The sequence below is a fragment of the Curtobacterium sp. TXMA1 genome (assembly GCF_020162095.1).
In the GTDB taxonomy this organism is placed as follows: domain Bacteria; phylum Actinomycetota; class Actinomycetes; order Actinomycetales; family Microbacteriaceae; genus Curtobacterium.
The window spans coordinates 700,834-713,531 of the sequence record NZ_CP083910.1; the positions used below are offsets into that span (position 1 = coordinate 700,834).

General features: G+C 69.9%; 11 protein-coding genes and 1 pseudogene. 6 read left to right on the forward strand and 6 right to left on the reverse strand.

Annotation, left to right across the window (positions count from 1 at the left end):
• Positions 1-19: 19 nt before the first annotated feature.
• The 3 genes and pseudogenes from LCG91_RS03440 to LCG91_RS03450 all read right to left on the reverse strand — a co-directional run bounded on the left by LCG91_RS03440 (position 20) and on the right by LCG91_RS03450 (position 3,154).
• Positions 20-910: a carbohydrate ABC transporter permease gene (locus LCG91_RS03440; RefSeq protein WP_058730050.1), complete on the reverse strand. Its 891-nt coding sequence runs from the start codon at positions 908-910 to the stop codon at positions 20-22.
• Positions 907-1,858 (reverse strand): annotated as a pseudogene (locus tag LCG91_RS16500) (carbohydrate ABC transporter permease). The gene LCG91_RS03440 and the pseudogene LCG91_RS16500 overlap by 4 nt, the downstream one beginning before the upstream one ends.
• A 57-nt stretch (positions 1,859-1,915) precedes the next feature.
• Positions 1,916-3,154, reverse strand: coding sequence for an ABC transporter substrate-binding protein (locus LCG91_RS03450; protein ID WP_058748949.1), 1,239 nt, complete (start codon positions 3,152-3,154; stop codon positions 1,916-1,918).
• 178 nt (positions 3,155-3,332) lie between these two features.
• Here LCG91_RS03450 and LCG91_RS03455 point away from each other — a divergent pair, with 178 nt between their 5' ends.
• The 4 genes from LCG91_RS03455 (at position 3,333) to LCG91_RS03470 (ending at position 7,740) form a co-directional block, all read left to right on the forward strand.
• The gene (locus LCG91_RS03455; RefSeq protein WP_224442498.1) at positions 3,333-4,352 is read left to right on the forward strand and encodes a LacI family DNA-binding transcriptional regulator; all 1,020 of its coding nucleotides are present in this window, start codon (positions 3,333-3,335) and stop codon (positions 4,350-4,352) included.
• 252 nt (positions 4,353-4,604) lie between these two features.
• Positions 4,605-5,924 (forward strand): ABC transporter substrate-binding protein, encoded by a 1,320-nt coding sequence (locus LCG91_RS03460; protein WP_224442499.1) that lies wholly within the window; start codon positions 4,605-4,607, stop codon positions 5,922-5,924.
• Positions 5,921-6,892: a carbohydrate ABC transporter permease gene (locus LCG91_RS03465; RefSeq protein ID WP_202596794.1), complete on the forward strand. Its 972-nt coding sequence runs from the start codon at positions 5,921-5,923 to the stop codon at positions 6,890-6,892. The genes LCG91_RS03460 and LCG91_RS03465 overlap by 4 nt, the downstream gene beginning before the upstream one ends.
• Positions 6,892-7,740, forward strand: a complete 849-nt coding sequence (locus LCG91_RS03470; RefSeq protein WP_224442500.1) for a carbohydrate ABC transporter permease — start codon at positions 6,892-6,894, stop codon at positions 7,738-7,740. The genes LCG91_RS03465 and LCG91_RS03470 overlap by 1 nt, the downstream gene beginning before the upstream one ends.
• Before the next feature lie 137 nt (positions 7,741-7,877).
• On the opposite strand, the gene LCG91_RS03475 is transcribed toward LCG91_RS03470, so the two are convergent.
• Both LCG91_RS03475 and LCG91_RS03480 read right to left on the reverse strand, forming a co-directional pair.
• Positions 7,878-8,030 (reverse strand): hypothetical protein, encoded by a 153-nt coding sequence (locus LCG91_RS03475; protein WP_161968384.1) that lies wholly within the window; start codon positions 8,028-8,030, stop codon positions 7,878-7,880.
• A 160-nt stretch (positions 8,031-8,190) separates the two neighbouring features.
• The gene (locus tag LCG91_RS03480; RefSeq protein ID WP_161968385.1) at positions 8,191-8,637 is read right to left on the reverse strand and encodes a MarR family winged helix-turn-helix transcriptional regulator; all 447 of its coding nucleotides are present in this window, start codon (positions 8,635-8,637) and stop codon (positions 8,191-8,193) included.
• A 121-nt stretch (positions 8,638-8,758) separates the two neighbouring features.
• Here LCG91_RS03480 and LCG91_RS03485 point away from each other — a divergent pair, with 121 nt between their 5' ends.
• Positions 8,759-9,745 carry an AraC family transcriptional regulator gene (locus LCG91_RS03485; RefSeq protein WP_224442501.1) on the forward strand — a complete coding sequence of 329 codons (987 nt, stop codon included), beginning with the start codon at positions 8,759-8,761 and terminating at the stop codon, positions 9,743-9,745.
• Positions 9,746-10,206: 461 nt separating this feature from the next.
• Here the strand turns inward: LCG91_RS03485 and LCG91_RS03490 are convergent, their stop codons facing one another.
• Positions 10,207-11,235 (reverse strand): LacI family DNA-binding transcriptional regulator, encoded by a 1,029-nt coding sequence (locus tag LCG91_RS03490; protein WP_224442502.1) that lies wholly within the window; start codon positions 11,233-11,235, stop codon positions 10,207-10,209.
• Between the two features lie 158 nt (positions 11,236-11,393).
• Between LCG91_RS03490 and LCG91_RS03495 the strand changes: the two genes are divergently transcribed.
• Entirely contained in the window at positions 11,394-12,695 is a 1,302-nt protein-coding gene (locus LCG91_RS03495; protein WP_224442503.1) for an ABC transporter substrate-binding protein, read from the forward strand.
• The last annotated feature ends 3 nt before the right edge of the window (positions 12,696-12,698 follow it).

Consider the following 12,698-nt stretch of genomic DNA (forward strand, 5'->3'; position numbering starts at 1 on the left):
TGCTCGGCGTGGACGGTGGTCACTTGACCGCGCCGCCGAGGGCACCGGCGGAGATGTAGCGCTGGGCGACGATGAGGAGCACGGCCGCGGGCAGTGACGCGAGGACCGACGTGGCCATCACGGGCCCCCAGTCGGTGACGTTCGAGCCGATGTAGTTGTAGATGCCGAGCGTGATCGGGCGGACCGCGTCGGTCGAGGTGAGCGTGAGGGCGATGAGGAAGTCGCCCCACGCGCCGAGGAACGTGAACAGTGCCGCGGTGACGATCGCGTTGCGGCTGATCGGGAGCACGATCGAGATGAACGCGCGCAGGTCGTTCGCGCCGTCGACGAGCGCGGCCTCGACCAGGCTCGGCGGGATCGACTCCATGAACGCCCGCATGAGCAGGATCGCGAACGGCACCTGCACGGCGCTGTCGGCCAGGATCAGCCCGACGTAGCTGTTGAGCAGGCCGACGTTGTTGAACAGCGTGTAGAGCGCGTTCGCGATGACGATGCCGGGGATCATCTGGGTGATGAGCAGCACGAGCAGGAACACCTTCGTGCCGCGCATCCGGAACCGCGCCAGACCGTACGCGGCCGGGGTGGCGATCGCCAGCGTCAGGACCACGGTGCCGAGCCCGATGATCATGCTCGACACGAAGTTCTGCCCCTGCTGGGCGAAGGCGGTGCGGTACCCGGCGAACGTCGGGTTCCACGGGAACCACGTGGCGGTGGCGGCGCCCGAGGTGGCCTGCAGGCTGGTGTTCACCATCCAGTAGACGGGGAAGACCATGATCGCCAGGAAGACGATCCCGAGGATGGTGAACGGCAGACCCCCGGCGGTCCGGCGAGGCCGGGGTGCTCGTGCGCTCCGCTTCGTCGTGATCGCACGGGTGACGGTGACGGTCTGGTTCGCGAGTCCGACGCTCATTCGTCGACCGCCTTCCGGGAGATGGCGATGTAGACCATCGCGAACACGAACGAGACGACGATGAGCACGTTGCTCACCGCGGCTCCGATGCCGAACTGGAAGTTGATGAACGACTGGTGGTAGGCGTTCGTGGCGAGGGTCTGCGTCGAGTTCGCGGGTCCGCCGCCGGTCAGGCCGAGGATGATGTCGACGACCTTCAACGTGTAGACCACCCCGAGCACGATGACCACGCTGACGACCGAACGGATGCTCGGCCAGGTGATGTACCAGAAGGCCTTGAAGCCGGTCGCGCCGTCGAGGGCACCCGCTTCGTAGAGCTCCGGTGGGACCGACTGCAGCCCGCTGTACAGGATGGTCGTGTTGAAGGGGATGCCGAGCCAGACGTTCACGCCGATGACCGCGATGAGCGCGAGGCTCGGGCTCACCAGCCACGGGACCGGGCCGATGCCGACGACGCCGAGCAGCTGGTTGAGGGCGCCGCTGTCCTGGTCGAGCAGCCACTTCCACACCGCGCTCGAGGCGATGAGGGGGGAGCAGCCACGGCAGGAGGAGCAGGCCGCGCAGGAAGCCCGACAGCGGGAAGTGCCGCCGGAAGAACAGCGCGAGGCCGAGGCCCAGCACGAACTGCAGGACGATCGAGCCCGCGGTGAACAGCGCGGTGTTGACGACGCTCGTGGTGAAGACGGCGCTCGTGAACACCGACACGTAGTTGGCGAGACCCACCCAGGGGGCCTCGCCGGTGAAGAAGGTCTTCGTCGTGTAGTCCTGGAACGACATCAGGACGTTCTTCACCACGGGGTAGCCGAAGAAGACGGCGACGAACACCGCGGCCGGCACGACGAACAGCCAGCGGGTGATCGACGACCGGAGGCGCGCGCGGCGCTGTCCGGGGCGGGCGGGGGCCGCGGGCGTCGTCGCCCGGGACCGGATCTGTGTGGAGGCGCTCATGTCAGGTCCTTCCGTCGGGGGCGGGGAGCCGGTCGCGCGACCGGCTCCCCGGATCCGCTACTGGTTCTGCGACTGCGCCTGCTCGAGCGCCTGCTCGGGGTCGGCCTTGCCGGTCAGCGCGAGCTGGACGGCGGTGTAGATCTTCGTGGCGGCCTTGGGCCAGTCCGGTCCGAGCTCGCCGGTGCGGGCGCGGGCCGTCTGCACCGTGGTGACGAAGGACGCGACGTCGGCGTGGTCGGCGGCCCACTGCTTGCCGACCTCGAGGTTGGTCGGCACGTTGCCGCTGACCCCGGCGAGGACGGCCTGCATCTTGTCGCTGTTCAGGCAGCCGACGAACTTGCCGGCGAGCTGCATGGTGTCCTCGTTGCCCGTCTGCGGGACGGTGAACGCCTCGCCACCGAGCGGCGCGACGGTCTCGGAGCCGGTGCGGGTCGGGATCGGGACGCTGTCGAACTCCAGGTCCTTCGCCTTCTTCAGGGCGGGCAGCTGCCACGGACCGTTGATCATCATCGCGGCCTTGCCGGCGATGAACTGGTTGTTGACGTCGGCCTGGGCCCAGTTGATCGAGCTCTTCGACATGGAGCCGTCGTCCTGCAGGTCCTGCACGAGCTGCAGCGCCTGTGCGGCCTCGGGCGTCGCGATGTCCTTCTCGTCGCCGCCGTTCGACCAGAAGAAGGGCAGGAACTGCCAGGTGCCCTCGTAGGTGTTGATGTTGCTCATCGCGAAGCCGTAGGTCGACCCGTTCGTGAGCTTCTTCGCCGCTTCCTTGAGCTCGTCCCACGTCTTGGGTGGCTGGACGCCGGCGTCCGCGAGCAGCTTCTTGTTGTAGTACAGCGCGATGGAGTTCGTGTTCGGCTGCAGCCCGTAGAGCTTGCCCTCGTAGGTGTTCGCGCCCTTGACGCCGGGGACGTCGTCGTCCGCGTCGAGGCCGTAGTCGGCGAGGTCGGACAGTGCGCCCGAGGCGGCGATCTGCTGCACGTCGGGGTTGTCGAGCATGAGGACGTCGGGCAGGGTGCGCGACGACGCCTGCTGCAGGACCTTCGAGATGAGGCCGGCACCGGCGACGTGGTTGATCTTCACCTCGACGCCGACGTCCTTCGCGCACTGCTGGTACACGGGGTCGTAGTTCGCGTCGTAGTAGTCCTCGATCGTGAGGGTCTTCCCACCGCCGCCGGACGACGACGCGTTGCCGGCGCCGGAGCACCCGGTCAGGACGAGGGGGACCGTCGCGACGATCGCGGCGGCGCCGACGAGGGCGCGGCCCCGGCGGGACGTGGAGCGGAAACCAGGCTTCATTGCACTGCTCTTCTCTTCGCGGATGCGGGGAAGGACACGGTGCGTCGACTCCACTGACGTCGTCGTCGCGGTGGTCCTGGGGCGAGAAGCTAGCAGGAAAGCGCTTTACCTGTAAAGCGCTTTTCTGCTTTCGCTGCGGGACTATGCTCAGGCGGTACCGATCGATCAGGAGGCTCCGATGGCCACGATGCAGCAGGTCGCCGACCGTGCCGGCGTCTCCATCGCGACGGTGTCGTTCGTGGTGAACGGCACGAAGTACGTCACGCCGGCGACCACGGCGAAGGTCACCGCGGCGATGCGCGAGCTGAAGTTCCGCGGCAACGTCGTGGCGCGGGCGCTCGCGAGTCGACGGACCCGGATCGTCGCGCTGCTGTTCCCGACCACGGGCAACCGGTTCAGCCCGACCACGTCGGAGTTCTTCATGAACGCCGCCGAGCGGGCCTCCGAGCGTGGGTACCACCTGGTGCTCTGGCCGGTCGACCCGGCAGGCGACGACCTCGACGACCTGGTCTCCGGCGGCCTCGTCGACGGCGTCGTGCTCATGGAGGTGCGGATGGACGACCCGCGCGTCGTCAAGCTGTCGGAGCTCGGGGTCCCGTTCACCCTGATCGGCCGGACGCGCGACGCCGCCGAGCTGCCGTACGTCGACATCGACTTCGAGACCACGATCGAGGACGGCCTCGACCACCTGCAGGGCCTCGGGCACCGGCGGTTCGGGCTCGTGCTCGAGAACCTCGAGGACACACCGATGGCCGGGTACGCGCCGCACCTGCGGGTCGAGGACACCTTCCGCCGCTCGGTGGTCGAGCGTGGCTGCGCGGGCACCGTCGTGTACGCCGGCCCCGGCAGCGAGGGTGGCCGCGACGCGGCTCGGCGCCTGCTCGAGGCGGACCCCGACGTCACCGCGGTGCTCGTCATGAAGGACGACTCGTCTGCGGGCCTGCTGGTCGGTCTGTACGCCGCGGGTCGACGCGTGCCGGACGACGTCTCGGTGCTGAGCATCGCGTCCTCCGCCGCAGCGGGGGACCAGCACCACCCTCGGCTGTCGACGATGATCGCGCCCGGTCGCGAGCTCGGCGTCCGTGCCGCGGACGCGCTGATCGACCGCCTCGACGGCACGTCGACCGAGCTCCCGCACTTCCTGTTGCCCTGCGTGCTCCGCCCCGCCGAATCGGTGGCCGCCGCGCCCACGCGCTGACCCGCGCTGACGCGCCACCCACCGCGGGTCTCGCGCCCAGCGACACCCCTCGGGGCGCGAGCCGCGAGAACGGTCGCGCATTGTGCGTCTCGTGTGCCCTGCCATCCACTGGACGGGAGGGCCGTGGCGGGCCCGGACCGCGCCTCCCGTCCGACGCGTACTCACGTTCCCTGTGCGGTCGCTCAGGAGCGCTTGGTTCTGTGGGGCAACGTGATCGCCGGGTGCGCACGCACCCTTCGTCGAGGAGGACGGATGGCAATCGACCGCAGGCTCTTCCTGCTCGGGGGCGCGGGGGTGCTGCTGCTCGCCGGCTGCTCCACCCGGCCGGAGCGCACCACCGTCGAGGAGTGGCCCACCGACCCGCCCGAGGGCGACGTCACGATCAGCTGGTGGGCGGGGCAGGTCGCATCGAAGGACGGCGGTGACCTGCGCCGCCGGCTCATCGCCGAGTTCCAGAAGGAGCACCCGAACATCCGCGTGCGGATCGTCAGTGCCCCGAGCGACACCGACACGAACCGCACCAGCCTGACGACGCAGATCGCCGCCGGGAGTCCGACGCCGGACGTGTACCTCGGCGACGTCGCGTGGCCCGGGCAGTTCGCGAAGAACAAGCTCGCGACCCCGGTGAACCAGCTCGTCGGCGAGGACTTCTTCGAGCAGTTCCCGGAGGGCCTCCGCCTGGCCGCGAGCGTCGACGGGACCTACTACATGTTCCCGCTCTACATCGACGAGTCGTTCTTCCTGTACCGGCAGGACCTGCTCGACAAGCACGGGTTCCAGGTCCCGCGCTCGTGGGAGGAGGTCAAGGACACCGCGGAGAAGCTCGTGGACACGGGCGACGTGGACTACGGGCTCGCGTTCCAGGGCGACGTGTACGAGGGCCTGACCTGCAACGTGACCGAGTTCGTCGCGGACGCCGGCGGGTCGCTGCTCAACGACGACCTGACGGCGCCTGCGACGACGAGCTCGGAGACCAAGCGCGCGTTCGAGTTCATGCGCTCGCTCATCACCGACGGCGCCGCACCCCGCGCGACCCTGACGTACCAGGAGCAGGACACCAACGACGCCTTCGCGGGCGGTCGTGCCGCGTTCCTGCGCAACTGGTCGTACGCCTGGGGCATCGCGAACGGCCCGGACTCGGCCGTCGCGGGCAAGGTCGGGCTCGCGGCCCGCCCCACGTTCGACGGCACGGACGAGCACCACTCGACGATCGGCGGGTGGGGGAACTACATCAACCCGCACACCCAGCAGCCCGCCGCGGCGCTGACCTTCGCGGCGTGGATGTCGAGCGAGACGGCGCAGCAGTTCCTCACCCGCGAGGGCGGCGTCCTGCCGGCCCGCAGCGCGAGCCTGGTCAGCGACGACGCGAAGCGGCAGAACCGGCCGACCTACGACACCGCGGCGGGCATCACGCTCGTGCCGCGACCGACCTCGACGGCCTACTACCCGAAGGTCTCGCAGGGCGTCTACCAGAACGGCAACAGCATCCTCGGCGGCCAGGCCTCGGTCGACGGCGGTACCCGCTCGATGGCCTCGGCGATCTCGCTCGCCCTGACCGGGGACGCGCTGTGAGCGCCGGCACCGCCGCGCGCCCGGCGACGCGTGTGCCGGGCACGGGGAAGCCCGACGGGTACCGCCCGACGAGCGCCCGGTCGCGGATGGAGCGCGTGCGGGCCCGTGGCGCGTGGGGCTTCGCGGCCCCGGCGCTCCTGGTCGTCGCAGCGGTCACGATCTTCCCGGTCGTGTACTCGATCGTCCTGAGCTTCGCGGACGTCGAGATCGGCTACGACGGCTTCTCGATCCAGGGCTTCGGCCTCGGCAACTACGCGGCGCTGCTGCAGAGCGCCGACTGGTACCGGGCGCTCGGCTTCACGGTGCTCTACACGGTCGTCACGGTGTTCGTCGAGCTCGTGCTCGGCATGCTCGTCGCCCTGGTGCTCGAACGGCTCGGCGTCACCCGCGGGTGGATGCTCGCGCTGCTCCTCGTGCCGTGGTCGCTCGTCACGATCGTCAACGCACAACTGTGGAAGTACATCTACGACTCGACGTACGGCGTCGCGACCTGGTTCTTCGGCCTGTTCGGCGACGCCCCGGTGATCCTCGGTGAACCCGTCCCGGCGATCACCGGCCTGATGGTCGCGGACATCTGGAAGACGACACCGTTCGTCGCGATCATCCTGCTGGCCGGACTCGTGCAGATATCCGAAGACCACTACGAGGCGGCCGAGCTCGACGGCGCGAGCACGTGGCAGACGTTCTGGCGCGTGGTGCTCCCGCAGCTCACCCCGACGCTGACGATCGCGGTGCTCTTCCGCATCCTGCAGGCGTTCGGCGTCTTCGACCTGCCGTTCGTGCTGACGAACGGCGGGCCGGGCACCGCCACCCAGTCGCTCGCGATCATGGGCTACAAGGTGCTCTTCCAGGACATCAACATCGGACCGGGCGCCGCGATCGCGACGAGCACCGCGGTCATCGTGGCCGTCGGGTGCCTGCTCTTCCTGCGGGCGTTCCGGAACCAGGCGAAGGGAGGGGATGCCTGATGCCCCGTCAACGTGTCCGCAAGGGCTGGCGGAAGTGGGTCAACACCGTGAACGTCAGCGGTGTCGTCATCGCCGTGCTCACCGCGCTGCCGCTCTACTGGCTCGTCTCCACGTCGCTCAAGCCGTCGTCGGAGATCGCGCAGTCGCCGCCGACCGCGTTCCCGCAGTCGCTGACGTTCGACAACTTCGTCGTGGCGTTCCGCGACAACGCCCTCGGGCAGTACATGGTGAACAGCGTCGTGGTCGCGGTGTCCACCACGGTGATCGTGCTCGCGCTGTCGTTCCTCGCCGGGTACGCGCTGGCGGGCAGGTGGATCAGGGGCCGGACGGCGATCATGACGTCGCTGCTCATGCTGTCGGTGTTCCCGGCGATCGCGGTCCTGACGCCGCTGTACCTGCTCGAGCGCAACCTCGGGCTGCTCAACTCGTACCCGGGCCTGATCGTGCCGTACGTCGCGTTCAACCTGCCGTTCGCCATCTGGATCATGCGCAACTACCTGCAGGGGATCCCCTCGACCATCGAGGAGGCCTCCGAGATCGACGGCGCCGGTGCCTGGCGCACCGTCCTGTCGGTGATCCTGCCGATGGCGAAGCCCGGGTTGTTCACGGTCGGCGTCTTCACCTTCACGGCCTCGTGGAGCGAGTTCCTCATGGCGCTGACGTTCAACAGCGAGAACTCGTTCCGGACCATCCCCGTCGGCATCGCCCTGTTCGGCACGCAGTTCACGGTGCCGTTCGCGCAGATCTTCGCGGCGAGCGTGGCGGCGACGATCCCGATCGTCATCCTCGTGCTGGTGTTCCGCCGGTCGATCGTCTCGGGGCTCACCAGCGGCGCGGTGAAGGGGTGACGTCCGTGGCATCGGTGACCACGGAGTGGTCACCGATGCCACGGACGGACGGGAGGCCCGTGGCGAACCCGCCACGGGCCTCCCGTCCGTCACCGGTGCGGTTCCCGCCCGTGGCGGCCCGGCCAGGTGTCGTGCCGTCAGCGACGTCGGTCGCGGGCGGTGTCCGTGAAGAAGTCGGCGTACAGGCCGTTCACGTCCTGCAGTTCGCCGTACTTCCAGCGCTTCCGCATCCGACGGAACGTCTCGATGCGCACCGGGTCGATGCCCGGCTCGGACTCGTACGAACCCATGGTCCCTCCCGTTTCCCTGATCCACCCCCGTGCGGGGGTACCCAGGGGTGACGGTACGTGGCACGCTGTCCCACGTCCGCCGATGTAGGTAGGGAAGTTACCTAACTGCGCTTGTTGGACAAACGTTCGAGCGGCGTCCCCAGCCGCCCGTAGCCTGCCGTCAGGGGGTCGGAGCGCCGTACTCGAGCGCCTCGACCACACGGTCGATCACGCGGACGTACCGCGTGGTCTCTCGCTCGGAGAAGGAGGACAGGAGCTCGTGCAGGTGCTCGTTCGTGCTGTCCATCGCGGCGGCGTAGGCCCGCTGGGTCTCCGGGGTCAGTTCGATGTACCGGCTGCGGCCGTCCTCCGGGTTCGGGACGCGGCACAGGTGCCCCGCGCGCTCGAGTCGGTCGACCGTCCCGGTCACCGCCGGGCTGGTGAGTCCGAGGTGCGCCACGAGGTCCTTCACCCGGACCGTGCGGTCAGCGGCAGCGGCCCGCGCGACGAACTGCAGGACCGTCAGGTCCGAGCCGGACACGGAGAGCCGTTCGCGCAGCCGACCGCGCAGCGCGCCCATGGCGGCTTCGAGCCGGGTCAAGGCGGCGGTCAGGTCGATCTCACTCACGTGGTCGCCCCCTCCGTGCGGGTCGGTCGAGCGCGACACTACGCCGCACCCACCCCAAGACCGTATCCGTATAACGAGGAAGCATGCGCCATGTGGACAGGTGGCAACGGACGGGATCGTCGTGGCTGATCCCCTGATCGAGGCGTTCGGCGCCGAGGAGACGATCGCCCCGGTGCGGTTCGAGGTCTCCGGGACGCGGCCGGACGCCGCCGTCCGCGACCTCGGCGGCATCTACGCGGGGGAGCGGTGGAGCGCCGTGCCCTCCCGCGGGCGGTTCGACTACCGGTACACGGCGATCGGTGACAGCGAGGTCACCATCCGTCGATCGCAGATGCACGGCGAGATCCGAGGGTGGATGCCCGCGGGCTCCGCGGACTACGTCGTCACGTGGATCAGCTCGGGCACGGGTGAGCTCGAGATGCGCGGGGAGCGCTGGCCGATGCTCCTGGACGTGCCGGTGATGTTCCCCGCGGACGACGAGTACAGCTTCGTGACCGCGGACTACGACCAGCGGCTCGTGCACTTCGACCGCGAGTTCGTCCGGCGGGTGGCCGCGATGCGGGCGGAGGTCGCTGATCGACCGCTGCGCTTCGACCCGCGACGCGGTGCCGACGAGTCGCTCGGGCACCGGTGGCAGGGTGCCCTGACGGCGCTCTCCCGCGCGCTCCGCACGGGCGGGCCGGACTCCGACGTCTGGCAGGACGCCAAGATGACCGCCGCCGAGGTCTTCCTCGACATGTTCCCGCCGCAGAGCGACAGCCTGCCGGACGTGCTCGAACAGCCGCGGAACGCTCGGCTCCGTGCCGCCGTGGAGTACATCCACGCGCACGCTGCCGAGCCCGTGTCGATCGTCGACCTGTCCGAGGCTGCCGGGCTCAGCGTCCGGTCCGTCCAGGAGTCCTTCCGGCGGGTGTTCGACGTCTCCCCGCTGACCTACCTGCGCCAGGTGCGGCTCGACCGCGTGCACGAGGAGTTGCTCGAGGCAGGGCCGCAGGCCGGTGCCGTGGGGGACATCGCGCGGCGGTGGGGGTTCGCGCACCTCGGGCGGTTCTCGGCGTCGTACGCGGAGCGGTTCGGCGAGTACCCGAAGCAGACGCTGCGACGCTGACGCGCCGCGCGCGGCCGCGCGGCGACGCGGCGCGCGGCGGCACTGTCCTGCGTCGAACCAGGTTCCCGACGTCGAACCAGGCGGCTCGGCTGGTTCGACGTCGGGAACGTGGTTCATTCCTGCCGCGGGCGCCGCGGGCGCGGCGGCCGCACAGCTCGGTGCCGCGAGAGCGACACGCCTCCGTCTCCCGTCGGCGGCGCTCTGTCGCTTCCGCGGACGACTCGCGCCGCCCTGCAGCAGGCGTCTGCCGCCGGACGGGAGGCGCGGTGCGGGGTGACCGCGCGCCTCCCGTCCGCAGACCCGTCACGACACCCGAGCGCGCGCGACACGCCGCAGCCGTTCGCCGAGCGGGTGCGATCGGCTTCCAGTGGCGCCGAGCGTGACAGATGTGGCCCGCTCGTCGTGCGGCGCCGCGCTGGCGGCGTCGTGGGCGGGGGCGCGAGTGCGACGCGCGGCGGACGTCAGGCGCGCGCCGGCGCCGTGCTGCTGCGGACGCGCAGCGTCGAGCGCAGCCGGACGTGGTCGCTCGTGGGCTCGCCGCGGAGCATCGCGAGGAGCATCGTGACCGCGCTCGCGCCGAGGTCGGCGAGCGGCTGGGCCACGGTGGTGAGCGGCGGGGTGGTCGTCGACGCCTGCGGGACGTCGTCGAACCCGACCACCGACAGGTCCTCGGGGACCCGGAGGCCCAGTGCCTCGGCGGCGTGCAGCACGCCGATGGCGGACGAGTCGTTCGCCGCGAACACCGCCGTCGGCCGGTCCGGCAGCGTCAGGAGGTCGTGCGCCACGGCCGCCGAGCGTTCCTCCTGGTAGTCACCGGCCCGCACGAGCCGTTCGTCGACCGCGATGCCTGCGGCGGCGAGGGCGTCCCGGTACCCGGTCTCGCGGAGCTGCGACGACGCCAGGTCCCCACGGCCCTGCACGTGGGCGATGCGCGTGTGCCCGAGACCGAGCAGGTGCTCCACGGCGTCCCGCGCCCCGGCGACGTTGTCGGTGTCGACGGTGGCGTGGCCCTCCGGCCCGGTGTGCGGGTCGATCGCCACGACGGGGATCGACGCGGCGGACATCGCCTCGGACGGGGTGACGACGATCGCACCGTCGATGAGCGTGCCGGAGAGGCGGGAGAGCGACCGCCGCTCCCACCCCGGTCGGCTCGACCCGGTGAGCAGGCCCGCGTAGGCGAGCAGCTCGTACCCGGTGCCCGTCGTCGCGGCGGAGATGCCGCGCAGCAGCTCGGTCGAGAACGGCTCGAACTCGGTGACCAGGATCCCGATCACGTTCGTCCGTGTGCTCCGCAGGCTCCTGGCGACGAGTGAGGTCTCGTAGCCGAGCCGCTCGACGACCTCCTGCACGCGCAGCATGGTCGCCGGTGCGACGCCGTCGCGGTTGTTGACCACCTTCGACACGGTCGGGATCGAGACGCCCGCGGCGCGAGCGACGTCCGCGATCGTGACCCGCCCTGGTCCGGGCACGGGGTCGACGGCGGTCTGCATGTGCTCACCGTACCGCCGGAGCCGTGTTCCGCCAGCCGGCGCACGACGGTTAGAAAACGTTATCGATAACGATTGACAAGGCTGCGGAGCACCTGGCACGCTCTCCGCAGCGGCATCGACTGCCGCGCACGTCAACGACGACACCGAGGAGTTCCACGATGACGAGGAAGATCCGTGCCGCGGCGGCCATCGCGCTGATCGGGGCGACCGCCCTGACCGCGGCGGGCTGCTCAGCCGGCGGCAACGCCGACCCTTCGAGCGACGGCGGGAAGGTCACGATGACCTTCTGGCACAACTCGACCACCGGCCCCGGCAAGGCGTTCTGGGACCAGACGGTCAAGGACTTCGAGGCGAAGAACCCGAACGTCACCATCAAGGTCCAGGCGATCCAGAACGAGGACCTGGACGGCAAGCTCCAGACCGCGCTCAACTCGGGCTCCGCGCCGGACGTCTTCCTGCAGCGCGGTGGCGGCAAGATGGCCGCGATGGTCAACGCCGGCCAGCTGCTCGACATCTCCGACTCGATCGGCTCGACCGCGAAGTCCGAGATCAGCGAGGGGTCGTTCAAGGGCTACCAGCAGGACGGCAAGACGTGGGCCATGCCGGTCGACGTCAACCCCGAGGGCATCTGGTACAGCCAGGACCTGTTCGAGCAGGCCGGGATCGAGGGCACGCCCACCACGATGGAGGAGCTCAACGCCGACATCCAGAAGCTCAAGGACGCCGGCATCCAGCCGGTCGCCGTCGGCGCGAAGGACGCCTGGCCGGCCGCGCACTGGTACTACAACTTCGCGCTCCGCGCCTGCCCCGAGAGCGTGCTCAACAAGACCGCGCAGGACCTCAAGTTCGACAACTCGTGCTGGAAGCAGGCGGGCGAGGACACCAAGGCGTTCTTCGACACGAAGCCCTTCAACGACGGCTACCTGACCACCGCCGCGCAGCAGGGCGCCGGCAGCTCGGCCGGCCTCGTCGCGAACCACAAGGCGGCCATGGAACTCATGGGCGCGTGGGACCCGGGCGTGATCTCCTCGCTGACCCCGGACGGCAAGCCGCTGTCCGACCTCGGCTTCTTCCCCTTCCCGGAGGTCTCCGGCGGCAAGGGCGCACCGGGATCGATGATGGGCGCCGTCGACGGGTACTCCTGCTCGGCGAAGGCCCCGAAGAAGGCGTGCACCGACTTCCTCAACTACATGACCGAGAAGCCCGTGCAGGAGGCCTACTACAAGGCCTTCAACGCGATCCCCGCGAACAAGTCGGCCCAGTCGGTCGTCACGGAGCCCTACCTGAAGAGCGTCCTCGAGGCGTACAACAAGGCGCCGTTCGTCTCGAACTACCTCGACACGGTCTACGGCCAGAACGTCGGCAACGCCCTCAACACGAGCGTCGTCAACCTGCTCGCCGGCAAGGGGTCGGTGTCGGACATCGTCTCGACCGTCAACCAGGCAGCAGCGAAGGGCTGACGA

Bases quoted from the DNA above. Each gene is read 5' to 3' on its own strand.
- LCG91_RS03440 (WP_058730050.1), bottom strand. From the start codon at position 910: ATGAGCGTCGGACTCGCGAACCAGACCGTCACCGTCACCCGTGCGATC.
- LCG91_RS03450 (WP_058748949.1), bottom strand. From the start codon at position 3,154: ATGAAGCCTGGTTTCCGCTCCACGTCCCGCCGGGGCCGCGCCCTCGTC.
- LCG91_RS03455 (WP_224442498.1), top strand. From the start codon at position 3,333: ATGGCCACGATGCAGCAGGTCGCCGACCGTGCCGGCGTCTCCATCGCG.
- LCG91_RS03460 (WP_224442499.1), top strand. From the start codon at position 4,605: ATGGCAATCGACCGCAGGCTCTTCCTGCTCGGGGGCGCGGGGGTGCTG.
- LCG91_RS03470 (WP_224442500.1), top strand. From the start codon at position 6,892: ATGCCCCGTCAACGTGTCCGCAAGGGCTGGCGGAAGTGGGTCAACACC.
- LCG91_RS03475 (WP_161968384.1), bottom strand. From the start codon at position 8,030: ATGGGTTCGTACGAGTCCGAGCCGGGCATCGACCCGGTGCGCATCGAG.
- LCG91_RS03490 (WP_224442502.1), bottom strand. From the start codon at position 11,235: ATGCAGACCGCCGTCGACCCCGTGCCCGGACCAGGGCGGGTCACGATC.
- LCG91_RS03495 (WP_224442503.1), top strand. From the start codon at position 11,394: ATGACGAGGAAGATCCGTGCCGCGGCGGCCATCGCGCTGATCGGGGCG.